This is a genomic window from Rodentibacter heidelbergensis (assembly GCF_002000125.1).
Lineage (GTDB): Bacteria > Pseudomonadota > Gammaproteobacteria > Enterobacterales > Pasteurellaceae > Rodentibacter > Rodentibacter heidelbergensis.
In genome coordinates this window covers 18276-42671 of the sequence record NZ_MLHH01000004.1, presented here as the reverse complement: position 1 = coordinate 42671, position 24396 = coordinate 18276, and the positions used below count along the sequence as shown (strand labels likewise).

Sequence of the window (24396 nt, the reverse complement as noted above, 5' to 3'; positions counted from 1 at the left end):
ATCCCCCGTTTTATATTTTGGTTATACCTGTAAACATCTTGGTTTCAACCTGTTTTTTATGGTTATAACCATAAATAAATGATAAAATCATCTTAATTTTATGAACAAAACCAGAAAAATTAAAGATGATCAATCGCCCCAACTATCTCAAACAAATCAAACCTTTTATCAACATGCCTTTAATCAAAGTGATTACAGGCATTCGTCGTTCAGGAAAATCCACTGTCATAAAGTTGTTGCAAGCAGAATTATTAGCTCAAGGCATTGCCGAACAACAAATCATTCATATCAACTTTGAAAGTTTTGCTTTTACTGACTTTAAAACCGCCGGCAAGCTCTATAACTTAGTCAAAGAGAGAATTCACACATCAGAAAAATACTACCTCTTACTTGATGAAATTCAAGAAGTCACAGACTGGGAAAAGGCTGTTAATGCTTTTATGGTAGATTTCAATCTTGACCTCTATATCACCGGTTCAAACTCACATTTATTGTCATCAGAACTGGCAACTTACCTCGCCGGGCGTTATGTAGAAATCCCTATTTTTACATTATCGTATCAAGAATTTTTAGATTTTAAAGCAAACTACACACAGCAAAGTACACAAAACTCCACTGCTCTTTTTAACGAATATCTACGCAAAGGCGGTTTTCCAATGGTACATACGGCTGATTATTCTCAGGAAACCGTCTATAAAATCGTGCAAGATATTTATGCCTCTGTGATTTTACGAGATACCGTACAACGCAACAAAATTCGTGATGTAGAGTTGTTAGAGCGCATTGTGAAATATGCCTTTGACAACATCGGCAACACCTTTTCAGGCAAAAATGTAGCGGATTATTTCAAAAGCCAGCAGAGAAAAGTGGATTTAAACACCGTTTACAACTATTTGAAATCTTTGGAAAGTGCCTTTATTTTACACCGTGTGGAACGCTTTGATATTAAAGGTAAAGAGATTTTAAAAACTCAAGAAAAATTCTATTTAGGCGATGTATCACTGCTCTACGCCACAATGGGCTTTCGCACAAGTCTCATTTCTGGCATTTTAGAAAATCTGGTTTATTTAGAACTCAAACGCCGTGGCTATCAAGTGTATATTGGTAAACTGGGTACGCAAGAAGTTGACTTTATCGCTCAAAAGCAAAATGAAAAAATTTATATTCAGGTAGCGTATAAATTAGAAAGCGAACAAACCGTTCAGCGTGAATTTTCTCCGTTGCAAACCATCACGGATAATTACCCGAAATATGTGATCACGATGGACGATTTTTGGCAGGATAATATAGATGGCATTGTGCATCAGCATATTGGGGAGTTTTTGTTGAACTAATTCCTTATATAAGATTAAGATAAGTGCTAGTAAATATTAGAGGTACTTTAGAAATGCAATTTATGCAAGCAGATATTGACTCAATTTCAAAAGCTCAAGAGAATGATAGCTTAACAGTTTTCGTTGGTTCTGGCTTTTCAAAATTCTCTGAAACAGATACTATTAAGTTTCCCTCTTGGGGAGAATTAATTGAAACGTTAAAAAGTGAAATAAATACAAATGAAACAGATTATCTTAAAATAGCACAGCTATATTATCTTGAATTTGGTGAATATAGGCTTTATCAGAAATTAAGAGAGTCTATTCCATTACATGCAGCACCATCTGATTTTCATATAAAACTATTTCAAATATTACAACCTAAGTACATTATTACAACAAATTGGGATAATTTGCTAGAAAAGACTATTGCAGAAAATGGTTTAATTTATGACATAGTAAAAACGGAAAGTGATTTAGTTAAGTCAATACTTCCGAATAAATTGATCAAAATTCATGGAGATTTTGAATCTCATAACATCATCTTCAAAGAAGATGATTATTTAAATTATAGCATAAATAACCCTTTATTTGATAATTTTTTAAAGCATATATTATCAACAACAACTGTTTTATTTCTTGGTTATTCATATAATGATAGTGATTTAAAACAGATAATAAAATGGATTGAGAAAAATTCTAAAATATCCCCACCTAGATTTTTATTAAATATGAAGACAGAATCATCTCAAAAGAAATATCTAGAAAACCACGGAATAAAACATTTAGAGATCAAATCTGAATCTATTATATACAATGAATTATATGAGAAATTTTTCTACTCAGTAGAGAATACTATAAATGGGGAGCCATTCTCTCAAAAGAAAGATATTTCTGATATCGATGTTGTAGAGTTTTTTTACAACAAATTAGTCGGCTTGGATGAATTGAATACTTTACTACCAGAACAAGTCACAAATATTTTCTCAAATTGCACAATAAAATACCATTATGATTGCTTTGGTTTAGAGTTTCATAGTAATTCCTTAACCATAGATTATAGTGATAATATCAGAAAAGTTTATGCTCATTTCTTTGAGATCCTTAAAAATGAAGAAAAGACTAAATTATTTAAAAATAAACTAGATTATATTTTCTCTTCATTTCTGTCTGCTGGTGTAGCATTTATTGAGAATAATAATTTCACATTTGATATTACAAAACATTTTGAAACTCAAAGATTCAACCAAGGATTTATTGCTGAGAAAGACAAATTTTCAAGATTTATTTCTTTTTCTAGCAAAATGACAAAAACTAATTTCGATATTCTTATATTTCATGATAAGTCTGAAGACGAAAAATTATCAATATTCCAAAATTTATCATCCGAAGTAACTAAAAAACTTATGCGAAAGCAGTATTTATCAGCAATGATTTGCAAATTTAATAAATCTGTTTTTGCTTATAAATTAAGCCATGATACACATATAAAGAAAGATTTAATAGATAAATTTAGAAAGGAAGCTAATTATAAATTTACTAATGATTTAATAAACAATAGATATCCCTCTAAAAGTAAAAAACATCTACAACCACTAATCGAACTATTAGATTTTAAATCGATATACAAATTTCATTTCGATTCTACTATTGATAATACAACTTTTTTAAAAGCTGCTAAAAGCAATAAGAATGGTGGATTTAGTTTCAATAATAAAGAGCAAAGGTCTAATGATCGCTTAATCCAATTATTGCGTTTTTGTGCAGATAATGATGTAGTTTTAGATTTTTATTCTGAATTTAGAAACTTAATGACATCATATATTACGGGAAAAATTGAAATTTCAAAAGTAAACGAAATCTTTAAATTTTCTGTATACGATCTATTCATTATGATCAAATATCTTAAGTTTAAAGATACTTTGTCAATTTTGCTAGAAAACATTATACCTTTTGCAAGAGAACCAGAAAAAGAAGGAAGTGGAGAAAACTTCTTACATTTTGGTGAAAATGAAAAAATATACATCCGAACAGTTTTTAGTAATTTGTCTGAGCTATTTGTAAAGCATAGCCATTCATTTTATTCAAATGATATATCTAATTCCTTTCTGAATTTTATGTTGATTTTAGGTTTAATTAAATGGAATAGTGAAGAGCTAAACGAATTTATCAAGAGAATAAAGAATGTATTATTAATATCAGATATTCCTTATGACTGTATTAAATCTATAAATTATTTTACAATAATACAATATAAATTATATAAAACTAATAATGAAGTTTTTTTAGAGCTAATTGATACTGTATTAGAAGGATTTGTGTCAGGTAAATTCAGAATTCCACGCTACCAAGGGATTGGCCGTAATCTATCATATGTGTACCATTACTCTATTGCAATGAATATTCCTTATTCAAATAAGGATTTGGTTGAAAAAGCGATCTTTTCACTTGAAAAAAATTTTCAACATGATAAGAAAATCCAAAGATTTTTCCTACAAGAGTTTTTACTTCCGGTATATCAAATATCAAATGATGAACTTAAAATAATTTTTATTAGCTGTTTTGATAAATTGAGAGTAGATTACTGGGAAGATATTAGTAATAAAGAAGAACTATACGAAGAAATATTTAGTGAATTAATTTTCTTACAATATGGCTGTAAAATTAAAGATAAATTTTTGAGATTTTTAAAGGATTGGATTAATAATAAATTGAATAAAGATATTTATTCTAGTCTTGAATTCCTTAAAGTTGGAGGTATTGAACGAATGCTTGAATTTATTAGGTTTTTACTTGAGGAGAAAAAACTCAAAAAATTTTCAGAGATATATTCTATATTGCAGAGTAAAAAGCAAAGTTTTACTAATGAAACTTAGTATTTCTTTTCAAATGCCGTCTAAAATTCTAGACAGCATAGTGCATAATTAAATGCGACTAGCTAAAGTATAGCAATTAAGTGAGATCAGGCTACGGTTTTGGCATATCAGTTCAGAGATAAAATAAGTAAAGTATGTAGATAATCCACTGTTACATTTGCTTAAGGATTAAATTTAGCACTTCTTTTATTTTTTTCTTCTATTTATTAAATAACTTTTTGTATATCCGGATGATTAGCTCAGATTGGTAATGTCGTTCTACCGTAACCTATACCTTTATTGATTAATAGAGGAAAACCTTCTCTCTTATTCATTTAAAAAACATTGTTTCTAACTTATACATCTTATCTGAATTTACAAAAAAGCTATGTACAAATACTAGTGAATATTGAAAAGTACATCAAAACTAAAAAAGAGAAACCTTGTTTTAGTAGGGTTTCTCTTTGAGCTTTATGATGTATTTTTATAGAATTTATGTATATGTAATTCAAAACGGTTGTTTCTATATCACTTAAGAATGTAAATTATAAAATTCTTTTAAATCAATTAATTAAATATTAAGTTTCCCAGATTGAAGTATGAGTACGTAAAAATAAAGTATAAAAAGACTAAATTTCAGATTTTATTTTTACACAATGTACTTACTATAAAATACCAAACAGATAATATTTGTCCATAAATTCATTGAGTTGATTATGCCATTTTTACACTTATTGACTATAGCGTTTTAATATGATGATTTAGGATTGCAAAACGCCGTGTTTGATGATCGTGTGTAAGCGCGTGACAAGTTGCTCGAAATGCATATTTGATCATCTCAAATCGCAGGTTACGATGTCAAAATCGGTGGTTTAAATAGCCAAGAAATTGACTTCGTGGGCGAACGTATTTATGTGCAAGCCACACTCACGATTACTCAAGGTGGTCATTCAGAACATCATAAATAATAATTCTGATCACATTTTAAAAAATAATAGTGGATGGTACGTTGGCATATCTCTACTACAAGCAGTAGGATTTTGAGAAAAATTTTCAAATGATAGAATTTTTTCAGATTACTTGACCTTAACCCTAGGTCAAGCTTTAACATTGCGCCATTCCATCTCAATAAAAATAAGGACATCTTATGAAATTACATAAATTCACCCGCTCATTGTTGCTTTTAAGTTTAGGGATAACCGCTTGTGCTCAAGCACAAACACTTTCTATGGAAGTGTGGAAAAGCCCGACTTGTGGCTGTTGTAATGAATGGATCAGCTATATGCAGAAAAACGGTTTTGAGATTAAAGTCAACGAAACAGGCAATTATGATGCTCATAAGCGCTTTAACATTAAAAATGAACACGCCTCTTGCCACACGGCAGTGATTGATGGCTATGTGATTGAAGGACATGTACCTGCTGAGGATATCAAACGTTTACTCGCAGAAAAACCCGATGCAGTTGGCTTGTCCGCACCTGGCATGCCGATTGGTTCACCAGGTATGGACGGTGAAGCATACGGCGGACGCAAAGAACCTTATGATGTTGTTTTAATTAAGAAAAACGGTGAAAGTGAAGTGTTCAAATCCTATAACCAATAGGGGGGTGAAAGAATGAAACGTCGAGATTTTTTACGTTATGGAATTGGAATTAGCTTAGCCAGTAGCTCGCTTTATAGCCTTGCGAATATGATGAACCACGCACAACATGGCAATATGGCGATGATGCATTCAGTACCTACTGGCCTAATGCCAACTGAGGCAATGCCTTCAGGTTTATCGCTTAATGGGATATTGCCAAAACTTGCTAATCAATCGACTCAAGCAGGGCTATTCAAAGCCACTTTAAAAGCAGAGCCAATTAAAATTCGTCTCGCAGACAATAAAGAAACGGAATTTTGGGCTTATAACGGACAACTACCAGGGCCACAAATTGAAGTATTTGAAGGCGACACCGTAGAAATTGAATTTATCAATCACCTACCACAACCCTCAACAGTACATTGGCACGGCTTAGATGTACCAAATGAGGCGGATGGTAACCCGATGGATATGGTTGAACCGCAAGGGAAAAAAGTCTATCGCTTTACGCTACCTCAAGGCAGTGCTGGGACATATTGGTACCACCCTCATCCACATGACCATGTTTCCGAACAAGTCTATAAAGGCTTAGCAGGCACTTTCGTTGTTAAAGCGAAAAATGATCCGCTTGCACACCTTCCTGAACAACATTGGGTGATTTCCGATCTGCGTTTAAATGCCGATGGCACCATTCCAGCAAACACGATGTTAGATTGGATGAACGGTCGTGAGGGTGAATTTGTGTTAATCAACGGTCAATATCAGCCCCAGATTCAAGTGAAAACGAATGAACGAATCCGTCTTTGGAATGCCACTAGCGCTCGTTATTTTCGTTTAAACATTCCAGGGGTGAAATGGATTGTGGTGGGTACCGAAGGTGGTTTACTTGAAAAACCTCGCTCGCCTGTTGATGAACTGCTACTTACACCAGCCGAACGCGTTGAAGTGATTATGGTGGGTGAAACGCAAGGGACAGTCAATTTACAAAGCGGTTATTATGATCGCCGTAAGATGATGGTTCAAGAACAGCCTAAAGATCTCACTTTAGCCACAATTCAGGTGAAATCAGAACCTGTTCAGTTACCTGAAAGCTTAAGGTCCTTGCCTAACTGGGATGAGCCAAAGCAGGTTCGCCAAATTCGCTTTAGTGAAAAAATGATGAACCATACGAATATGCCAATGATGAATCACGGTACACATCACGCTACTACAACACCAACGGACAACCCTATTCCACCAATGATGAATGGTATGTTCTTAATCAACGGTCAAACCTTTGATATGAACCGTATTGATTTTGTTACCAAATTGAATGAAGTGGAACAGTGGGAAATCTTCAATGAAAGCCATATGGATCATCCATTCCATTTACACGGCACTCAATTTGAAGTAATTCAACATACGTTAAACGGTAAAACCTTTAAGCCAGAAGGCAGAGCGTTAAAAGATGTGGTTAATTTACGCCCTTATGAAAAAGTGATTATTCGCTTTAAGCAAGGACATACTGGGTTGAAAATGTACCATTGCCATATTTTAGAACATGAAAATCTCGGTATGATGGGGATGTTTAAAGTGGAATAGTGGTATCTAACTATAAAAATAGAGGGATTTTCGTGAAAATTTGTAAATTGCGAAAATCCCTCTGCTTGTCATTATTTATTCCAACGGTTTAACAACGCAACAAGTGAGAGCATCACAGGCACTTCAACCAATACACCGATAACAGTGGCTACATATGAACTTATTTAATAACCCATCTGGTAATTCACTTTCCGGTTATATAGATAATATTTTATGGTCTTGATGCTTTAATAAAAGTGAGTATTTTCTTCTCTTGGTTTTTTATGATTTATTTTTACAAAATTTAATTATTGATCTGCCCCCAAAAAGTTAGACTACGTTAATTCAAGGACTGAGTTCTGTATTGCACAGGGCTTAGCCCTTTTAGTCTCACTTGAATACGCTCGTGATTGTAATAATGAATATATTTGTGAATAGTTTGTTCGAGTTGCTCAAATGTTTCAAATCGTTTACCAAAATAACATTCCGTCTTCAATCGCCCGAAAAAGCTTTCCATCGCACTGTTATCCAAGCAATTTCCTTTTCTTGACATACTTTGCACGATGCCATTTTGTTTCAATATCGCCTGATAACCTGCCATCTGATATTACCATCCTTGGTCGGAATGTAAAATCAGGCTTGCTCCTTGCGGGAGCTTTGCGACAGCTTGTTTCATCATTCGCATTATTTGCTCAAAGTTTGGGCTTCGGGCAAGGTCATAGGCGATAATTTCGCCATTAAATAAGTCCTTAATCGGCGAAAGATAAAGTTTGCCTTCCGCACATTTAAACTCGGTAATATCCGTGACGAGCTTTTCATTTGGAGCGTTTGTGTGAAAATCCTGTCGCAATAAATTCTCGGCAATTTTACCCACTTCGCCTTTGTAAGAACGATATTTTCTCTGCTTACATTTTCCTTTTAAATCAAGCTGTTGCATTATCGCTTGCACACGCTTATGGTTAATTGCACCGAACATTTTTCGCAATGCTAACGTAATACGACGATAGCCATAATTGCCGTCATTTTTGCGATAAATCTCAACAATTTCCTGCCTAATTGCCACATTTTTATCAATTTTAAGCTGTAAATGATAAAAGAATGAACAGCGTTTTAAACCTGTCAAATGGAGTAATATTTCCAAGGAAAAATTTACCCTCAACATTTTCATGATGGCTACTTTTTCCGCATTTTTGCTTGGTTGAGTTCCCGCAACTTTTTTAGGTAAGCATTCTCCGCTTCCAGTTCCAAAATCCGATAACGCAAGCGTTCTTCTTCGGTTTTGGGGGGGAGGCATTTTCGGGTATTTCGGTTTCATTGCTGGTCGTCCTTTCGGCTTTGGAAATAAGCCGTTTATACCTTGTTTTTCAAAGGCTTGCAACCACTGGCTAATCACCCCTGAATTAGCAATACCAAAATGCAGACAAGCACTTTCTGCAGAAAATTGCCCCTTTTTGACCGCTTGTATGACGGTTAATTTAAATTCTGGGGAATATTTTTGCTTCTTACCCAGTACGGCTAAACTATTGATTCCATTATAGTTATATTGCGAAATCCAACGACGTAGCGTGGAGGCTTTAAGCTGAAATTGCTGGCGAGTGAGTGAGCAATTTTTCCCGTTTTGGAGAAAAAATGCGATCACTTCTTGTTTGAAAGATTGGTTGTATTTCGTCATAAAAAATCTGCACCTTAATCAGTTGGTTTTTAGTCCAACTTTTGGGGGGCAGATCAGACGCTCACTTTGTCGCCGATTTGAAATTCGCCAGCGTCATCGCCCACCGCCACGACCACGCCTGCCCCTGCATAACCCAAAGTCGCAGGGAACACAGAGTCAATCACATACGCCCCTTCCCGATACATCATCTCGGCACGGTTTAGTCCCAAAGCATGCATTTGGATTTGCACTTCGCCCGATTTTGGGGCGGGGATTTGTACATCAACGATTTGCAGGACATCAGGCGAACCTGTTTTTGTAAATTGGATTTGTTTGCTCATTGTTTTGACCTATATTAAAAAATGGGCGTATTTTAGCGTTTTAAAATAACAATAAGAATGGCGAAAAATGGGAAGTTGGTTTTTAAAAATGGAAAGATTGGGTGTTTTAGTCCGTCTGAAAAAAATGCCGTCTTAAAAAAGCATCAAAGATGTAGGGTGCAACTTGTTGCACCATTTTCCTGATGAAATATTGGGTTGGTGCAATGACGCACACTGCGAAACTGTTTGAAAAACACAATGCCGTCTGAAAAAGTATTAAAGACCTTTTCAGACGGCATAAAAAACACCGCTTTATCAAAAGCGGTGTTTTTGAGGTCGTTTTGTCATTGGAAGAAGCCTGCGGGGCTGTGGTCTACAACTTGCTTTTGCGCAGCCGCAGTGCGTTGCCGACCACGGATGCCGAGCTTAGGCTCATCGCCAGTGCGGCAATCATCGGCGAGAGCAGCCAGCCGGTAAAGGGGTACAGCACGCCGGCGGCAACGGGAACCCCCAGGCCGTTGTATAAGAAGGCAAATAACAGGTTTTCCTTCATATTGCGCACGGTGGCCTCAGACAATTTGCGTGCGGTGGCAATACCCCGCAAATCGCCTTTGACCAGCGTGATTTGCGCACTGCTCATTGCCACATCGGTGCCGGTACCCATTGCGATGCCGACATCGGCTTTGGCCAGTGCGGGGGCATCGTTGATGCCGTCGCCTGCCATTGCGACCACCCGCCCTTCGTTCTGAAGCCGCTCGATCAGTGCCAGTTTGTCGGCGGGCTTGACTTCGCCGTGCACTTCGTCGATGCCCAGTTTTGCGCCCACGGCGTTTGCCGTGGTCAATCCGTCGCCGGTTGCCATAATGATGCGCAGGCCGGCTGCTTTGAGCGAGGCCAATGCTTCGGGGGTGCTGTCTTTTACAGGATCGGAGACGGCAAGCAGTCCCGCAAGATGTCCGTCCGCAGCCAGATATATCACGCTGGCACCTTCACTGCGCAGGGATTCGGCCTGCTCGATCAGTGGTTCGACGCTAAGCCCGTTCTGCCGCATAAACGCCGTGTTGCCCAGTGCCAGCGCACGCCCTTCAACCACGCCGCTCACGCCGATGCCGCTGCCTGAATCAAACTGTTCGGGTTTGCTCAGCTTCAGCTGTTGTGCCCGTGCGGCCTGCACAATGGCGTCGGCCAGCGGGTGTTCGCTGCCCTGATCCAAGCTGGCGGCCAAACGCAGCACTTCTTCGGCGGAAAAGCCTGCTGCCGCAACGGCACGGTCAAAGGCGGGTCGGCCTTCGGTGAGTGTGCCGGTTTTATCAATCACCAAAGTGTCTACTCGCCGCAAGTTTTCGATAGCGGCGGCATCACGGAACAATATGCCCCTGCCTGCCCCGCGTCCTGTGGCGACCATCACCGACATCGGCGTGGCCAGTCCCAGTGCACAGGGGCAGGCGATAATCAAGACCGCAACGGCGTTGATCAACCCGAACACCCAAGACGGTTGCGGGCCGAACACGCCCCAGACAAAGAAAGTGGCAACGGCGACGGCGACAACCGCCAGTACGAAATAGCCTGCCACCCCGTCGGCCATACGCTGCATCGGTGCTTTGGAGCGCTGCGCCTGGGCCACCATCTGGACAATCTGCGAAAGCACGGTTTCCGAACCGATGCGCTCGGAGCGGATGACGAGCGCACCGCCGGTGTTGAGCGTGGCGCCGATGACTTTGTCGCCGGTGGCTTTGCGCACCGGCAGCGGCTCGCCGGTCAGCATCGATTCATCTACCGAGCTTGCGCCCTCAACCACCACGCCATCGACAGGCACTTTTTCGCCGGGGCGCACACGCAGAAGGTCGCCGATGTGGATGTGGCTGAGCGGCACATCTTCTTCAGCACCGCCCGGGCCGATACGCCGTGCGGTTTTGGGCGCCAGTCCGAGCAGGGTCTTGATTGCCGCCGAAGTCTGCGACCGGGCTTTGAGTTCGAGCATCTGGCCGAGCAAGGTCAGCGAGATGATGACGGCCGCCGCCTCAAAATACACGCCGACCCGCCCCATCGATACAAACGATGCCGGAAAGATGCCGGGTGCAGCGGTGGCAACAACGCTGTAAACGAAGGCTGCACCCGTTCCCAGTGCAATCAGCGTCCACATATTGGGACTACGGTTTGCCAGCGACTGCCAACCCCGTGAGAAAAACGGCAGCCCCGCCCACAGCACGATCGGCAGCGACAGCACCAGCTCTACCCAGCTTTGTGCGGCCATATCCATCAGGTTCAGACGCTCGCCGAACATCGCCAGCACCAGTACTGCCGCCGTCAGGGGCAGCGTGTACCAAAAGCGTCGGGAAAAATCACGCAGCTCCGGATTGTCGTCGTCCAATTCAGGCATCAGCGGCTCCAATGCCATACCGCAAAGAGGGCAGTTGCCGGGGCGGTCTTGCCGGATTTCCGGATGCATCGGGCAGGTGTAGCCCGAAGCAGCCGCTGCATCGGACGGTGTCTGCACAGGGCGGTGCTGTCCGTGTCGGCACTCGTGGTGTTTGGGCGGTTTGTGTGTTTCTTGCTTCATCACAATTTCTCCTGTTGAGTTCATAGGGTCATCACCGGTCGTTTACCGAAAAAGCAGGTACGGATTGGGCCGGTCAGAATGACGGTTTTTTTCAGGCTGCCTGCAAATACCGATGCCGTCTGAAAAAGCAGAAGGTTCAGAACATCGCTTGCCGATGTGTCCGACAAGTCGGCATCATCATTTCCTTGGGGCTTGTTTTAAAGGCTGCCTGAAAACCCCAAATGCCGTCTGAAAAAGCCTTAAACCTGTTTTCAGACGACCTCAAAAGCACCGCTTTATCAAAAGCGGTGTTTTTTCCTTATTGCCCCTACTGTTTTAGCCAGTCTTGCATCAGCTTGATTTCAGGTTCTTGGGCTTTGATGATGTCTTGAGCGAGCTTTTTCATTTTTTCGTCTTTGCCGAACTGTAATTGCACTTTTGCCATCTCGACCGCCCCTTGATGATGCGGAATCATTGCTTTGGCAAAGGCAACATCAGGGTTTGGCTCATTGATTGCCGCCATCATCGCCTCGTGGTGCGCCTTGCCTGCGGCATAGGCCTTGGCGTGCGGGGCTTGCGGGTTTTGGGTTGCGGTGTCTTTACCCGCCAGCCAAGCGTTCATCAGGTCGATTTCACTTTGTTGTCCATCAATAATCGCTTGGGCAAGTTTTCTCATTGTTTCGTCTTTGCCAAATTCAAGCTGTACTTTTGCCATCTCAACTGCTCCGATATGGTGCGGAATCATACCTTTGGCAAAAGCGGTATCAGCATCGGCAAGATTGCCCGCTTTGCTCATCTCATCGCCCATCTTGTTCATCATTGCAAGATAGGCTTGGGTATGGGGCGGAGCATTTTGAGTATCCATCGCCATAGCAGAGTGGTTCATATGGGCGTGGTTCACCGCTGCGTGCCCGTTTTGGTTATTTGGGCAGTTGTGGGTGGTTTGGGTGTAGTTATTGTCGCACGCCATCGAGTGCGTCGGCACTTCGTTTTTGCCGTCGGCAAAAGCGGTTGAAGTCGCCAAAACAACAGCGGCAGCGACAAGATGTACGGCACGGTTTTTGATGAATGTCATTAGATTCTCCTTGTCAAAATGGGCATTGATAACATTGGGCAAATGACAGATTCGCCCAATGTCCACTTCACTATTTGGTTTTACGATTCACACGCACAGCCGTTGCAAGTGCAGTCATCACAAATGCAGGGCTTGCCGTTTTGGCATTGGCAGTCCGGACGGCAGTTTTGCCCCGTGCAAGACTGGCAGCCGCAATGGGCGTGTCGTTTTTGAACAAAATCAGCGTTCATAACAGTTTCTCCGAATGTTAAGTTAAAGTGGATTATCAAAACAAAGTGCTTTTAAGCGATTAAAAGCATTGCTTTTTTGTTTTGATGTGTGCATCATAAACCCTAACCTTGCGTTAGGGTCAAGGGTTGTTTTTACTTGATAACATTTTTTTACACACCACTCAATAAGGAGCAACAATGAACATCGGACAAGCGTCTAAATCTACCCAACTTTCCGTTAAACAAATCCGTGATTATGAAAAAGCAGGCTTATTAATTAACCCATCACGCAGTGAAGCAGGTTATCGGATTTATAACTCCAATGACATCGCTCGGCTAAAATTCATCGCCAAAGCCCGCAGCGTCGGTTTTTCGCTTGCACAGATTGGCGAGCTTTTGGCACTGCAAGACAATCCACACCGCACAAGTGCTCAGGTCAAAACGCTCACCGCCAGTCATATTGATTTTTTATCCAATAAAATCAAAGAATTAAAATCAATGCAACACACCCTGCAAGTGTGGAGCGATGCCTGCGGGGGCGATGACAATCCCGACTGCCCCATCTTAAAAGGCTTGGGCGATTTTTAACCACCATCAAAGCAGATGAATGCCATAGCTTGATAACAGCCTTTTACGATGGCACTTGTGGGCTGGTTGTTTTTTAAGGTGTTTTTTGCTGGCTGGGTAGATGAACAATCGGCAGGCGAGTACATTGCAGGTATGATTTTGCTTGGGGTGGCGCCTTGTACGGCAATGGTTTTTGTTTGGTCTCAACTGGTCAAAGGCGACCCCAATTACACGCTGGTGTAAGTGTACTTAAATGATGTGATTATGATTTTTGCCTTTAGCCCCAAAGCGTGCATTTGGATTTGCACTTCGCCCGATTTGGGGGCGGGGATTTGTACATCAACGATTTGCAGGACATCAGGCGAACCTGTTTTTGTAAATTGAATTTGTTTGGTCATTTTTTTACCTTATTTATGAAATGGAATGAGCGTATTTTAATGTATTGAAATTAGGATAAGAATAGCGAAAAATGGGAAGTGGGTTTTTGGATTTGGAAAGGTGGCTTCGGACAATTAAAAAACATTTCAACCATACTTGAAATATTGAAATTTCTTGTTATAATTACGCCTATGAATACGATACAAGCAAGCAAACTCTTTGAGAGCCTGTCTTCTCCGATAAGACTGGCGATTTTTCAACAACTTACCGCCGCAGGCAGTACTGGCATGATTGCTGGCGACTTGGCAAAACAGCTTAACCTTGCCCCGAATAATGTGTCTTTTCATCTAAAAAGCCTGTTGCATTCGGGGCTTGTGCGTGTGGTGCAGGAAGGACGGCACATGCGTTATTTTGCCGAGCTGGATTTGATGATGGCATTGACCCATTTTCTGACCCAAAACTGCTGTTCTCAAACAGGCGAATCTTGCCAGTGATTTTCAGGCAGCCTGAAAAATTATTGCCAAATATTTCTATATTTCTTGAAAGATTGGAGTAACTATGAACATTACCATTTATCACAACCCAAACTGCGGTACTTCACGCAATGTGCTGGCACTCATCCGCCACGCTGGTATTGAGCCACAAGTGATTGAATATTTGAAAAATCCGCCAAGTGAAACGACTTTGCGTAATTTAATCAAACGCATGGGCATCACGCCCCGCCAGTTACTTAGGACGAATGTAGTGCCGTATGAAACGCTTGGTTTGCAAAACGAAAAGTTAAGCGATGACGAACTCATTTCCGCCATGCTTCGTGAACCGATTTTAATCAATCGTCCGATTGTGGTGAGCGAAAAAGGCGTGAAATTATGCCGTCCGTCCGAAACAGTTTTGGCATTTTTACCGCCTTTTGCGATCCCGTTTGTCAAAGAAGACGGCGAAATTATTAATCATAAGGAGTAAATCATGGGGTTGTTTGAACGTTTTTTAAGCCTTTGGGTGGCGTTGGCGATTGTGCTGGGCGTGGTTTTGGGTGTTTGGTTGCCCAATGTATTTCAATGGGTTGCATCTTTGGAAGTGGCTCATGTGAATTTGCCTGTGGCGATACTGATTTGGCTGATGATTTATCCGATGATGATTCAGATTGATTGGTCGGCAATCAAAGACGTGGGCAAAAAACCAAAGGGCTTATTTTTAACCTTATTTATCAACTGGTTGGTCAAGCCGTTTACGATGGCGGTGTTCGGCTGGTTGTTTTTTCGGGTGTTTTTTGCAGGTTGGGTGGACGCACAGTCGGCACAAGAATACATTGCCGGCATGATTTTGCTGGGTGTGGCACCGTGTACGGCAATGGTGTTTGTGTGGTCGCAACTGGTCAAAGGCGACCCCAATTACACTTTGGTGCAGGTTTCGGTCAATGATTTGATTATGATTGTGGCGTATGCTCCGATTGCAGGCGTATTGCTCGGCGTAAGCGACATAGAAATTCCGTGGAATACCTTGATTTTAAGCACGGTTTTGTATGTGCTGTTGCCCTTGCTGGCAGGCTGGCTTACCCGCTCTTATTTACAAAAATCGGGTAAATCGGTGGCACAATTTTCAGGCAGCCTAAAACCCTTTTCCGTGATGGGCTTGATTTTGACGGTGGTGTTGCTATTCGCCTTTCAAGCCCAAACCATTATTGCCAACCCTTTGATTATTCTGCTGATTGCTATTCCCCTGCTGGCACAGACTTACGGCATTTTTGCCTTGGCTCACGTTTTAGCAAAATGGCTCAAATTACCACACGAAATTTCCGCCCCTGCGTGCTTGATTGGCACGAGTAATTTTTTTGAATTGGCGGTGGCGGTGGCAATTTCTTTGTTCGGTTTGCATTCTGGGGCGGCATTGGCAACGGTGGTCGGTGTGCTGGTGGAAGTGCCTGTGATGCTCTCGCTGGTGTGGTGGATAAACCGAAAATCGCTGGGGAATAAAGGGGTGTAGGTTTTTCAGGCAGCCTGAAAGTTATTTTGCAAAATTTAAAAATAAAAACACCGCTTGAACATCAATCCAAACGGTGTTTTAAATTAACTGACTTTTAATTCCGCCCAAGCCCTTTTGATGATTTCTTGACTGGCTTGTAATGCCAAAAATGCCAAAACAAACGCCACAATTAAATCAGGATATTTTGATTGAAAAAAATAAACTGCCATACCCGCCAAAATTACCGCCACATTACCAATCGCATCGTTTCGGGAACACACCCACACACTGCGGACATTGCTGTCGCCATCACGAAATTTTAATAATATCAACAATGCCGACACATTGATCAATAACGCCAAAAACCCCACAATGCTCATTTCAGAATAACTGGGCATTTCCCCATAAAACACACGATAAATGGTTGTCATTAAAATAAATAAACCAAAACCGCCCATCGTTAGCCCCTTAACCATAGATGCTTTGGCTCGGTAACTTAACGCCATTGGCAAAACAATCAAACTTATCAAATAATTGGCACTGTCGCCCAAGAAATCCAAACTGTCCGACAACAGCGAAGTTGAACCTGATTTAACCCCCATCACAATTTCCACAAAAAACATTGATAAATTTAATATCAAGACAATCCACAAGGCTTTTTTGTACTTGGGCGATTGATGAATGGGCTGATTTGAACCACAACAATTTTGGCACGCCATTTTTTTTGCTCCTGTTTTAAGATGAAATTTCCTATACTATAAACTCCGTAGTCATTACAGGGTCAAGCCAAAATGTCAAAATTTTTTAAAATAAAACAAGCCAGTGAACAAACAGGCGTACATTTGGAAACCATTCGTTATTATGAAAAACAAGGCTTAATCGCCCCTACACATCAACAAAACGGCTATCGTGTGTTTGATGAAAATCAGTTAGAACAATTACGCTTTATTAAAACTTGCCGTAATATCGGTCTTTCTTTAAGTAACATCAAAACGCTGTTGCAATTACAACAAACGCCTAACAAACAATGCAATGAAATCAATGCACTTGCCGAGCAACATTTGGCATATTTGGACGAACAAATCACAGAACTACAACAAGTTAAAACTTTTCTAATGCAATTTGTGGGTTGTGAAAATAAAACGGTTGATAAGTGTCAGATTATTCAAGGTATTAAAGAAAAAGAATAGCGGAATATTTTTCAGGCAGCCTGAAACCTTTTTCCATTATGGGTTGGATTTTGACGGTGGTGTTGCTGTTTGCCTTTCAAACCCAAACCATTATTGCCAATCCCTTGATTATTTTGCTGATTGCCATTCCCTTGCTGGCACAGACTTACGGCATTTTTGCCTTGGCTCACGTTTTGGCAAAATAGCTCAAATTACCACACGAAATTTCCGCCCCTGCGTGCTTGATTGGCACGAGTAATTTTTTTGAATTGGCGGTGGCGGTGGCAATTTCTTTGTTCGGTTTGCACTCGGGGGCGGCATTGGCAACGGTGGTCGGTGTGCTGGTGGAAGTGCCTGTGATGCTCTCGCTAGTGTGGTGGCTTAATCGGCAGGTAAAATAACGATGTGCCGTCTGAAACTTATTTTTCAGACGGCATATTTACCTTAAAACAATCAAACCTTTACCAAAATCTTCCCAATCTGTGCATTGCTTTCCATATAACGGTGAGCTTCCGCCATTTCATCAAAAGCAAAAACTTTGTCAATTTCTGGTTTTAATTGACCGCTTGCTAAGCCGTCAAACACGAATTTTTTCGCTTGAGCGAGTTTTTCTGGTACGGTAGTGATTTCAAACAATTCATAGCCTCGCACGGTTAAGTGTTTGCCTAAAATTGGGAACACAGGCACGGCGATATCATCGTGGCTTAATGCACCGTAGATGATGTATTTGCTGTCTTGTGTCATTGCGTTGATAATTTTTGCTGCTTCTTTGCCACCCACAGGGTCGAACACCAAATTCACGCCTTTGCCGTTTGTAATTTCTAGTAATTTAGCCGTAACGTCATCTTCTTTGGTGGCAATCACAAAATCCGCCCCTTTCTGTAAAAGCACATCGCCTTTGGCGTGCGTGCGAGACAGAGCAATCACGTTTGCCCCTTGCATTTTGGCGATTTGAATGGCGGCAATGCCTACCGAGCTGGTCGCTCCGCCCAATACAACAAAATCGCTTTTTTGCACCTTGCCAAATTCAATCAAACCGCCGTATGCGGTTACAAACATCATCCAACTGGCAGCCGCTTGCTCCATCGTCAGATTTTCAGGGTGTTTTACCACTGCGTGAACAGGCATATTCACGAGCTCGCCATAAGTGCCGTATCGTTGCCGATATTCATCGGCAAGTTTAGAGCGTTTCGACCGTGAACACTGCATTGCAGTGGAAGCAGATTTAGCCTTAGGGCAAACCATCGGCACCGCATTATCTCAAATCAACGAGCTACAGATAATGCAAAACCTGCCTGACGGCGTGCGTGTGCCATCATCGGGCGATGCGGAAATGATGGACGAAATGTTCAGCCAATTCGGCTTTGCTATGGCGTCTGGCGTAGCGATGGTGTTGTTAGTGCTGGTATTGTTGTTCAAGGATTTCTTGCAACTGCTTACCATTTTGACCGCACTTCCGCTCTCTATTGGCGGCGCAGCAGTTGGCTTGCTCGCCTACGGTGCAGCGTTGGATATGTCTTCTGTGATCGGCATTTTGATGTTAATGGGCATCGTAACTAAAAACTCCATTTTGCTGGTGGACTTCGTGATAGAAAAACGTCAACAAGGAATGATACGCCATCAAGCCTTAATTCAATCGGGTTCGGAACGTGTCCGCCCGATTTTAATGACCACCATTGCAATGGTAGCGGGAATGATCCCGGCCGTGTTTGCCAGCGGTGCAGGCGCGGCATTTAGAGCACCTATGGCAATCGCTGTCATTTGTGGTTTAATCGCCTCAACCTTGTTGAGCCTAGTATTTGTGCCTGTAGTTTATTCCTTAATGGATGACCTCAGAGAATGGCTAGCCCCGAAATTAGCCAAATTAACATCAGTAACACCGGAGGATAGAATCCCAAGAAGAGAAGGATAATCTTTTTGAAAAAATACTGTTTGAAATTTAAATTTCAAACGGTATCTCTTTATCGATGCTGGCGATTAACTGCAATAAGTGGCTTATTTAGCTTATCTTCTGTCATTCCATGCATATATGCATTATACTGCCATACAATGAATTTTTGCTTGTATTGCTCATTGATTTCTTCCAATCGTTGTACTTGAGCCTTTAAATTATTTACTTGTTTTTGCAAATAATCTATCGTTACATTTGGTTGAGGATTAGCTTTAGAGTTTTCTTTTATTCTTTGTTTCCGTGTACTAAAAGCCTTTTGTATATCACTATAATTAGCTAGTGATTGTCTTTCAATGCTTTTAATATTCAATAGTTGTGAAACTTCAGAACAAAGTAAATCCCATGTTAATTTACCCTCCCAAGTATTAATCAACATGATTATATCTTCTAAATTTTCCTCTGTGATAAGAATTTTAGGCATACTATAACTCCATTAGTCTATATAAATCATCGTCTAATCTAGCTGTTTCAGGCTTTTGAAGATCTATATCCATTCCCTTTTCCTGTAAAGCTAATTTAACTGGAGAAGGGTCGTACTCATCAGGCATTCTTAATAATGATCCATTTGGGATTTCACTATTTTCTAAGAACTTAATTTTAGTTTTTATATGTGTTAATCTCCATCCTAGGTTACTTATCCAACGATCTTCACCAAAAACACCTATTTTATGGTGTTCTTTGGCTTTATTAAATTGCTCGATTAATTGAGTCTCACGTTGCTTTAATATTTCTAAAGAAGACTCTAATCCTTTAATACAAATAAGCTCTTTACATGTTTCACAATCACCATGACGAGAACATGGAGACATTGCATAATCATGTTCACAGATCCCTATTTCTGTTACCGTTGCGATTCCAATTCTATCTTTCCCTAAGTCTTCATAGGTAATAGGAAGATTCAAATGAATTTTATCTAAGATAGAAATATCTTCGGGAATGAGTAAATTCCTAACTGATTCACTTTTTTCTTCTTCTGTTCTGTGATCATAAGCCTTGTTATCTGCAACTCTTGCTCGTCCTGCCCAATTAGCTAAAGTTAACTCATCCATTCCTCCTCGTTCAGCTTTTGTACTTAACCAATGTCTTGCATTGTGTGATGGTAATCTTATGAATTCTCCTTTGGATGTGCCTATACAATGTTTTTCCCATAATGATGTTTTAGGACGAGTTTCAGAATAGCAAAACCTATCATTAATTTGATTCACCGTTGGTAACACAAAAGAAAAACTTTTAGGGGAAAAGTCATCATGAAATTCATTTTCTCTGAACAATAACAAAGCTTCAGAAGCCTTAACATTTTTATTTTTATCGATATATGGCCAGTAATTAAATTTTGAGGTATATTTTTCGTATAAGTATTTCCCTAAAACATCATAAGTGATAACAAAATCATTTTCCTTCATTAATTTTTTAAACCACTTAGTTCTAATCCCATACTTTCCATTAAATCCTAAAGCCTTACCTATTTCTATTTCAGTTAAAGGCTTTTGAGATAAATAAGGGGATAATTGTACGTCTTGATCGGATATCATCAACGTATTAGGATTTTCTTCCGCAAACTTTGCTGCATTTCTTGCTAAAGCTCCTATATTTGTTAAACGTTTGACAGCTTCAATAATCACATCTTGCATGCTACTAGGAACCCATTTCAAACCCTCTTTTCCATTTTTTGCAGGTATCCATCGAATACCTAATTGCTTGTTTCCTAAGCTATCTTCTTCCCATTCTAAGCAATTAACAGATAAAGACATCAACTCAGAGCAACGAGATGGAGCAACCATAAGTAGGGCCATAACTGCTGTATAATATTCAGTTTCTTTATCTAAATTTGGTGCATCATGAAAGAGTTTAGCAACCAACATCATTTCTTCATCTGTTGGCATTTTACTTGAACGGTATTCTTTTCCTTTATCATCCAGTAGTATAGTCAAATCTCTAGGGCGTTTATAAGGATTTTCCCATAAAGGTAGTTGAGGTGTAATTTGATTTTCTCTACAAAAATCAAATAACTTTTGAAGTTGATAACCTAATTTATTGACTGATTCCGTACCTTTTTTATATTTCTTTGATACGATATTTTCTACTTCATGAATAACTAAATAATCAAGCAGAAGTATGTCAACCTTTCCTTTAATATTATAGAGAGCCATTTCAACTATACGTAAAGATTCAATATGTCGGGCTAAATTACGAATAGGATTTAGAGAATAAGTATAACGAATATAGGCTTTGGCAAATTCAATGAATGGTTCAGATAACGGTTCATATTGATACGATGTAGATTTAACTCTATCGGTGGAAAAACGAACTTGAATGTTGTGAAGATTAAAAGTATCTCTCCATTGATTATTTTCCCAACAATCACTTCCGAAGGCTGTAAGTTGATTTTTACAGAAAGTGATAAAATTTTCTAAACTAGATTCTGGACTCTCATATACTTGGAAAAAATTGGGTTATTCATGATTAATGAGCTTCCATAGTTTTTTTCATTTCATTACACGCTTGAACAACATATTCAACAGCCAATATAATACGATCTTTAGAGGATGCATAATCTATACTTTTAGTTCGTTTTAAACGCTCTTCTTTTTCTTTATATAGCTTATTTAATATTTGTTGATGTGGCCCATCAACCAAAGGTCTAAATTTAGGGCATAAATAACAAGTTTCATAGCCAGTTATACAAAAATCATTTGTTCCACATGCACCTATAGTATCTACTCCGTCATTAGTTATTAAAGATGTTGGATCATATCCTCTCTCACTTTCATTTAAATTAGAAATAATTCTACCAGTAAACGCTTGAGCCAGTTTTCCCATTTCAGCTCCCATAACACGATCAATGTATTGCACTGTATCAGCTGTATTTTCTGTGTAAACTTTTACATTTTGCGTATCTGTGTGATCTAAAAGCTCCGCAATGATTGTCGCTCCAACTCCTTTTCTCCCTAGATTTGTTCCTCTTGTATGGCGAAAACGTCTTGCTGTTATATGAATAATTTCACCTGTTCGTTCTGAAATTGCTTTTTGGTGAATACAGAATTTTCGTAATGAGTATAGGTCCAACGAAGAAGCAGAATAATGAAAAATATCTTTGTTTAATAATGAAAGATCAAAATTCCTATTTTTGATATTCTTCTTTAAACAATTCCAATCAATAAACATTGGTAATTTCATTTTATAACTAGAAATAAAGGTTTCATCAACCAGACTAAGCAATTTCTTATATTGATGTTCCATAAAGTTTAGGAGAATTAAATATAAGTCCTCTGTTATAGCAAGCTTTTTAAACGTTTCTCTAAATAGCCCTCCTCTTTTTTTTGCACTAGGGATATTTAGAAAATAATTCCATGTTCCTTGAGAGATTTCCTTTCTTAGGTCTTCAAATTTTAAATGGCGTATTTGAATGGGTCTTCTAGCTGTAGATTGAAGTAAGTGAATATATGCATATGTTTCAAATGAAATAAGATCTTCTCTCCAAAGTCTAGCAAGTTCAGCCATTAAAGCCAAAATTTCATTTTCGGTAAATGCTCCTGTATAAGGGCATCTCATTAATACCGATTTACCTTTATCATTTCCACTCAACGTAAAGCTTTCTAGCAATGACACAACAGATTTATCAACTCCATAATAGCCATACTCATGCCATGACAGTAAAAAACCCTTTAATGCTCCTAAATGCCACTCACGCTCTTTACCTAAAGTAGCTTTCCAATTTATTATCACAGATGTATCAATAATATTTGAGTTAGTACTTATTACAAATTCTTGGAATCGACGATGCATATTAAAAGTATGGTAGCTAGAATATTTTTCAGCATAAATAGCAAGTGTTTTTTTAAATCCTGCTAGTGTTTTATGATCTATATCTAATACAGCTTGAGAGAAATTAATTGTAATATCTTTACTTATATGCCAAGAGTTTTCATTTTCATCAAATACATACCCATCTCTTGACTGTCTAAGACGTTTATTCTGATTCATAATTATCAACCTTTTTTTGAAACTCAATCTGAAGATCTAATAATATCTTGTTAGCTTTTTCTCTTATATAACGTTGATTATAAATATTTCCTGATTTCTCGGATGTATGTCCCATAAGATGTTGTCTCATCTTTGCTTCTTTTTCAGGAGAAATAAAATCTTTATGAGAAGAATCATGATTTACATTTTGATTATTTTTATCCACCTTTCGTGAAAAATCTAAGTTCCATTCATGACGAAAAATATGTGGATGAATAATTGAAAATTTAGAATCTATCTTTTTCATCGTTGGTACAATAACATTATCAAAAGAACTGGTACTAATTGGGTTTCCTTGCGTTTTCCCTTTTCGATGGGTTACAAATAAATATGGATGTTTATTAGCGTTAGGAATCTTAGAGCGATAGTTCATAATATAGTCATTGATAAGTTGAGCTATATTTTGTGAAATAGGAAGTCGCCTTTCTTTCGTTTTACTTACAGCTTGCTTCTTCCTTGTGTCAAATTTATCATCATGCGTTCGTCTAATTGTAATTGAGGATTTAGCTGTCCCTATATCAATAAATGGGATTTGAATTGATAATAGCTCTCCTCTTCTAATCCCTAATTCCTTTAATAAGATAAACATCAAATGGTTTCTTTTTCTAATTCCAATATCTTGAAATGGATTATTAGGATTAGAAAAGTTCGCAATAGACATAAACTCATCTAACAATCCATCAGGTAGCTCACTTTCTGGTTTGATAGATAATGTTTTATGATTTTTAGGTCTTGACTCTTTAATTAACGTAATTAGTTTCGTCAATTTTTCAATATATTCATTAGATACATTAATTACTTTAGATAGAAATAATATGTATTCTGAAAGCGTTGTTAGTCTATTATATTGATGACTAAGAGATACGGCAGAATAAATATCAATAAATTGAGTCCTACCTTTCATTAACACACTTTTTTTTGTATTGATTACATTCTTTTGCTTTTTTACATTTATTCTCATATGCCGAATAAGAGATTCTAATTGGTTTTCTGTTAAGAGTACTTTGTTATGAATTAGATCACTAATAACAAGATTATTCTGTTTTTCCCAATTCATTATCCACTGTATAGTTCCCAGCTTATTTCTAATTGTGTTTACTGCGGATTGATTACGTAGTTCCACAGTTACCCATAAGGTTGAATAAAAATCAGGAATACCAGTTTTAACATTAACCAATATAGGAAAACGTTCTCCATTTGAAAAAAGGACTGTTTCTAATCTATACATATTCATTTAATTTA

21 protein-coding genes and 4 pseudogenes are annotated in these 24396 nt (G+C 39.1%); 12 read left to right on the top strand and 13 right to left on the bottom strand.

The annotated features are described in order from the left end of the window. The first annotated feature begins 125 nt into the window (after nt 1-125). The 4 genes from BKK48_RS01895 (at nt 126) to BKK48_RS01875 (ending at nt 7331) form a co-directional block, all read left to right on the top strand. Nucleotides 126-1334 (top strand): ATP-binding protein, encoded by a 1209-nt coding sequence (locus BKK48_RS01895; RefSeq protein WP_077426520.1) that lies wholly within the window; start codon nt 126-128, stop codon nt 1332-1334. Nucleotides 1335-1387: 53 nt separating this feature from the next. Next, nucleotides 1388-4189 (top strand): SIR2 family protein, encoded by a 2802-nt coding sequence (locus tag BKK48_RS01890; RefSeq protein WP_077426519.1) that lies wholly within the window; start codon nt 1388-1390, stop codon nt 4187-4189. 1126 nt (nt 4190-5315) lie between these two features. Next, nucleotides 5316-5771, top strand: a complete 456-nt coding sequence (locus BKK48_RS01880) for a DUF411 domain-containing protein (RefSeq protein WP_077426518.1) — start codon at nt 5316-5318, stop codon at nt 5769-5771. Between the two features lie 12 nt (nt 5772-5783). Next, complete coding sequence (locus BKK48_RS01875) at nt 5784-7331, top strand: multicopper oxidase family protein (RefSeq protein WP_047977617.1); 1548 nt, start codon at nt 5784-5786, stop codon at nt 7329-7331. Nucleotides 7332-7650: 319 nt separating this feature from the next. On the opposite strand, the pseudogene BKK48_RS09800 reads toward BKK48_RS01875, so the two are convergent. The 6 genes and pseudogenes from BKK48_RS09800 to BKK48_RS09960 all read right to left on the bottom strand — a co-directional run bounded on the left by BKK48_RS09800 (nt 7651) and on the right by BKK48_RS09960 (nt 13112). After that, a pseudogene (locus BKK48_RS09800) lies at nt 7651-8820 on the bottom strand (IS3 family transposase). An 18-nt stretch (nt 8821-8838) separates the two neighbouring features. Further along, nucleotides 8839-8982 (bottom strand): annotated as a pseudogene (locus BKK48_RS10180) (helix-turn-helix domain-containing protein); the annotation flags it as partial. 53 nt (nt 8983-9035) lie between these two features. Then, on the bottom strand, nt 9036-9302 hold the full coding sequence (locus BKK48_RS01860) for an alcohol dehydrogenase catalytic domain-containing protein (RefSeq protein WP_238327096.1): 267 nt from the start codon (nt 9300-9302) through the stop codon (nt 9036-9038). Between the two features lie 352 nt (nt 9303-9654). Further along, nucleotides 9655-11865: a copper-transporting P-type ATPase gene (locus BKK48_RS01855; protein ID WP_425271801.1), complete on the bottom strand. Its 2211-nt coding sequence runs from the start codon at nt 11863-11865 to the stop codon at nt 9655-9657. Between the two features lie 283 nt (nt 11866-12148). Continuing rightward, a complete protein-coding gene (gene copM, locus BKK48_RS01850) occupies nt 12149-12895 on the bottom strand; it encodes a CopM family metallochaperone (protein WP_077426516.1) in 747 nt (248 codons plus the stop codon). A gap of 70 nt (nt 12896-12965) precedes the next feature. Next, a complete protein-coding gene (locus BKK48_RS09960; protein ID WP_167366156.1) occupies nt 12966-13112 on the bottom strand; it encodes a hypothetical protein in 147 nt (48 codons plus the stop codon). Between the two features lie 190 nt (nt 13113-13302). On the opposite strand from BKK48_RS09960, the gene cueR reads away from it, so the two are divergent. Both cueR and BKK48_RS01840 read left to right on the top strand, forming a co-directional pair. Beyond that, nucleotides 13303-13692, top strand: a complete 390-nt coding sequence (gene cueR, locus BKK48_RS01845; RefSeq protein WP_005612063.1) for a Cu(I)-responsive transcriptional regulator — start codon at nt 13303-13305, stop codon at nt 13690-13692. Nucleotides 13693-13728: 36 nt separating this feature from the next. After that, a pseudogene (locus BKK48_RS01840) lies at nt 13729-13911 on the top strand (arsenic resistance protein); the annotation flags it as partial. Here the strand turns inward: BKK48_RS01840 and BKK48_RS09835 are convergent. Then, nucleotides 13899-14069 (bottom strand): hypothetical protein, encoded by a 171-nt coding sequence (locus tag BKK48_RS09835; protein WP_220186751.1) that lies wholly within the window; start codon nt 14067-14069, stop codon nt 13899-13901. The pseudogene BKK48_RS01840 and the gene BKK48_RS09835 sit on opposite strands and share 13 nt — an antisense overlap. A gap of 171 nt (nt 14070-14240) precedes the next feature. Here BKK48_RS09835 and BKK48_RS01835 point away from each other — a divergent pair, with 171 nt between their 5' ends. From BKK48_RS01835 to arsB, 3 genes are all read left to right on the top strand, one after another. Next, entirely contained in the window at nt 14241-14543 is a 303-nt protein-coding gene (locus tag BKK48_RS01835) for an ArsR/SmtB family transcription factor (protein WP_014550505.1), read from the top strand. Between the two features lie 64 nt (nt 14544-14607). After that, on the top strand, nt 14608-15012 hold the full coding sequence (gene arsC / locus BKK48_RS01830; protein WP_047977621.1) for an arsenate reductase (glutaredoxin): 405 nt from the start codon (nt 14608-14610) through the stop codon (nt 15010-15012). Between the two features lie 3 nt (nt 15013-15015). Beyond that, the gene (gene arsB, locus BKK48_RS01825; RefSeq protein WP_047977622.1) at nt 15016-16032 is read left to right on the top strand and encodes an ACR3 family arsenite efflux transporter; all 1017 of its coding nucleotides are present in this window, start codon (nt 15016-15018) and stop codon (nt 16030-16032) included. Nucleotides 16033-16115: 83 nt separating this feature from the next. Here arsB and BKK48_RS01820 read toward each other — a convergent pair whose 3' ends face one another. Further along, on the bottom strand, nt 16116-16730 hold the full coding sequence (locus tag BKK48_RS01820) for a cation diffusion facilitator family transporter (protein ID WP_010907412.1): 615 nt from the start codon (nt 16728-16730) through the stop codon (nt 16116-16118). A gap of 72 nt (nt 16731-16802) precedes the next feature. Between BKK48_RS01820 and BKK48_RS01815 the strand changes: the two genes are divergently transcribed. Beyond that, nucleotides 16803-17201 carry a Cd(II)/Pb(II)-responsive transcriptional regulator gene (locus BKK48_RS01815; RefSeq protein WP_010907411.1) on the top strand — a complete coding sequence of 133 codons (399 nt, stop codon included), beginning with the start codon at nt 16803-16805 and terminating at the stop codon, nt 17199-17201. A 14-nt stretch (nt 17202-17215) separates the two neighbouring features. Further along, nucleotides 17216-17581: pseudogene (locus tag BKK48_RS10075) on the top strand (bile acid:sodium symporter family protein); the annotation flags it as partial. A gap of 52 nt (nt 17582-17633) precedes the next feature. On the opposite strand, the gene BKK48_RS01805 reads toward BKK48_RS10075, so the two are convergent. After that, nucleotides 17634-18389, bottom strand: coding sequence for a zinc-binding dehydrogenase (locus BKK48_RS01805; protein ID WP_143538752.1), 756 nt, complete (start codon nt 18387-18389; stop codon nt 17634-17636). On the opposite strand from BKK48_RS01805, the gene BKK48_RS01800 reads away from it, so the two are divergent. Further along, the gene (locus BKK48_RS01800) at nt 18328-19092 is read left to right on the top strand and encodes an efflux RND transporter permease subunit (RefSeq protein WP_077426515.1); all 765 of its coding nucleotides are present in this window, start codon (nt 18328-18330) and stop codon (nt 19090-19092) included. The genes BKK48_RS01805 and BKK48_RS01800 overlap by 62 nt on opposite strands. A 49-nt stretch (nt 19093-19141) precedes the next feature. On the opposite strand, the gene BKK48_RS01795 is transcribed toward BKK48_RS01800, so the two are convergent. The 4 genes from BKK48_RS01795 to BKK48_RS01780 all read right to left on the bottom strand — a co-directional run bounded on the left by BKK48_RS01795 (nt 19142) and on the right by BKK48_RS01780 (nt 24382). After that, nucleotides 19142-19552, bottom strand: a complete 411-nt coding sequence (locus BKK48_RS01795; RefSeq protein ID WP_005631033.1) for a hypothetical protein — start codon at nt 19550-19552, stop codon at nt 19142-19144. A 1-nt stretch (nt 19553) separates the two neighbouring features. After that, nucleotides 19554-21281, bottom strand: a complete 1728-nt coding sequence (locus tag BKK48_RS01790; protein WP_244154846.1) for an integrase — start codon at nt 21279-21281, stop codon at nt 19554-19556. Between the two features lie 313 nt (nt 21282-21594). Beyond that, nucleotides 21595-23115, bottom strand: a complete 1521-nt coding sequence (locus tag BKK48_RS01785; protein WP_208604175.1) for a site-specific integrase — start codon at nt 23113-23115, stop codon at nt 21595-21597. Further along, nucleotides 23102-24382, bottom strand: coding sequence for a site-specific integrase (locus tag BKK48_RS01780; RefSeq protein ID WP_059245731.1), 1281 nt, complete (start codon nt 24380-24382; stop codon nt 23102-23104). The genes BKK48_RS01785 and BKK48_RS01780 overlap by 14 nt, the downstream gene beginning before the upstream one ends. Nucleotides 24383-24396: the final 14 nt, after the last annotated feature.

What these genes read in the sequence shown, in the direction of transcription:
- BKK48_RS01835 (WP_014550505.1), top strand. Translation starts at nt 14,241, where the DNA reads ATGAATACGATACAAGCAAGCAAACTCTTTGAGAGCCTGTCTTCTCCG.
- BKK48_RS01860 (WP_238327096.1), bottom strand. Translation starts at nt 9,302, where the DNA reads ATGAGCAAACAAATCCAATTTACAAAAACAGGTTCGCCTGATGTCCTG.
- arsC (WP_047977621.1), top strand. Translation starts at nt 14,608, where the DNA reads ATGAACATTACCATTTATCACAACCCAAACTGCGGTACTTCACGCAAT.
- BKK48_RS01805 (WP_143538752.1), bottom strand. Translation starts at nt 18,389, where the DNA reads ATGCAGTGTTCACGGTCGAAACGCTCTAAACTTGCCGATGAATATCGG.
- BKK48_RS01780 (WP_059245731.1), bottom strand. Translation starts at nt 24,382, where the DNA reads ATGTATAGATTAGAAACAGTCCTTTTTTCAAATGGAGAACGTTTTCCT.
- BKK48_RS01820 (WP_010907412.1), bottom strand. Translation starts at nt 16,730, where the DNA reads ATGGCGTGCCAAAATTGTTGTGGTTCAAATCAGCCCATTCATCAATCG.
- BKK48_RS01795 (WP_005631033.1), bottom strand. Translation starts at nt 19,552, where the DNA reads ATGCCTAAAATTCTTATCACAGAGGAAAATTTAGAAGATATAATCATG.
- BKK48_RS01895 (WP_077426520.1), top strand. Translation starts at nt 126, where the DNA reads ATGATCAATCGCCCCAACTATCTCAAACAAATCAAACCTTTTATCAAC.
- BKK48_RS01790 (WP_244154846.1), bottom strand. Translation starts at nt 21,281, where the DNA reads ATGGCTCTCTATAATATTAAAGGAAAGGTTGACATACTTCTGCTTGAT.
- BKK48_RS01890 (WP_077426519.1), top strand. Translation starts at nt 1,388, where the DNA reads ATGCAATTTATGCAAGCAGATATTGACTCAATTTCAAAAGCTCAAGAG.
- BKK48_RS01815 (WP_010907411.1), top strand. Translation starts at nt 16,803, where the DNA reads ATGTCAAAATTTTTTAAAATAAAACAAGCCAGTGAACAAACAGGCGTA.
- BKK48_RS01855 (WP_425271801.1), bottom strand. Translation starts at nt 11,865, where the DNA reads ATGAACTCAACAGGAGAAATTGTGATGAAGCAAGAAACACACAAACCG.
- copM (WP_077426516.1), bottom strand. Translation starts at nt 12,895, where the DNA reads ATGACATTCATCAAAAACCGTGCCGTACATCTTGTCGCTGCCGCTGTT.
- BKK48_RS01875 (WP_047977617.1), top strand. Translation starts at nt 5,784, where the DNA reads ATGAAACGTCGAGATTTTTTACGTTATGGAATTGGAATTAGCTTAGCC.
- BKK48_RS01785 (WP_208604175.1), bottom strand. Translation starts at nt 23,115, where the DNA reads ATGAATCAGAATAAACGTCTTAGACAGTCAAGAGATGGGTATGTATTT.
- BKK48_RS09835 (WP_220186751.1), bottom strand. Translation starts at nt 14,069, where the DNA reads ATGACCAAACAAATTCAATTTACAAAAACAGGTTCGCCTGATGTCCTG.
- BKK48_RS01880 (WP_077426518.1), top strand. Translation starts at nt 5,316, where the DNA reads ATGAAATTACATAAATTCACCCGCTCATTGTTGCTTTTAAGTTTAGGG.
- arsB (WP_047977622.1), top strand. Translation starts at nt 15,016, where the DNA reads ATGGGGTTGTTTGAACGTTTTTTAAGCCTTTGGGTGGCGTTGGCGATT.
- cueR (WP_005612063.1), top strand. Translation starts at nt 13,303, where the DNA reads ATGAACATCGGACAAGCGTCTAAATCTACCCAACTTTCCGTTAAACAA.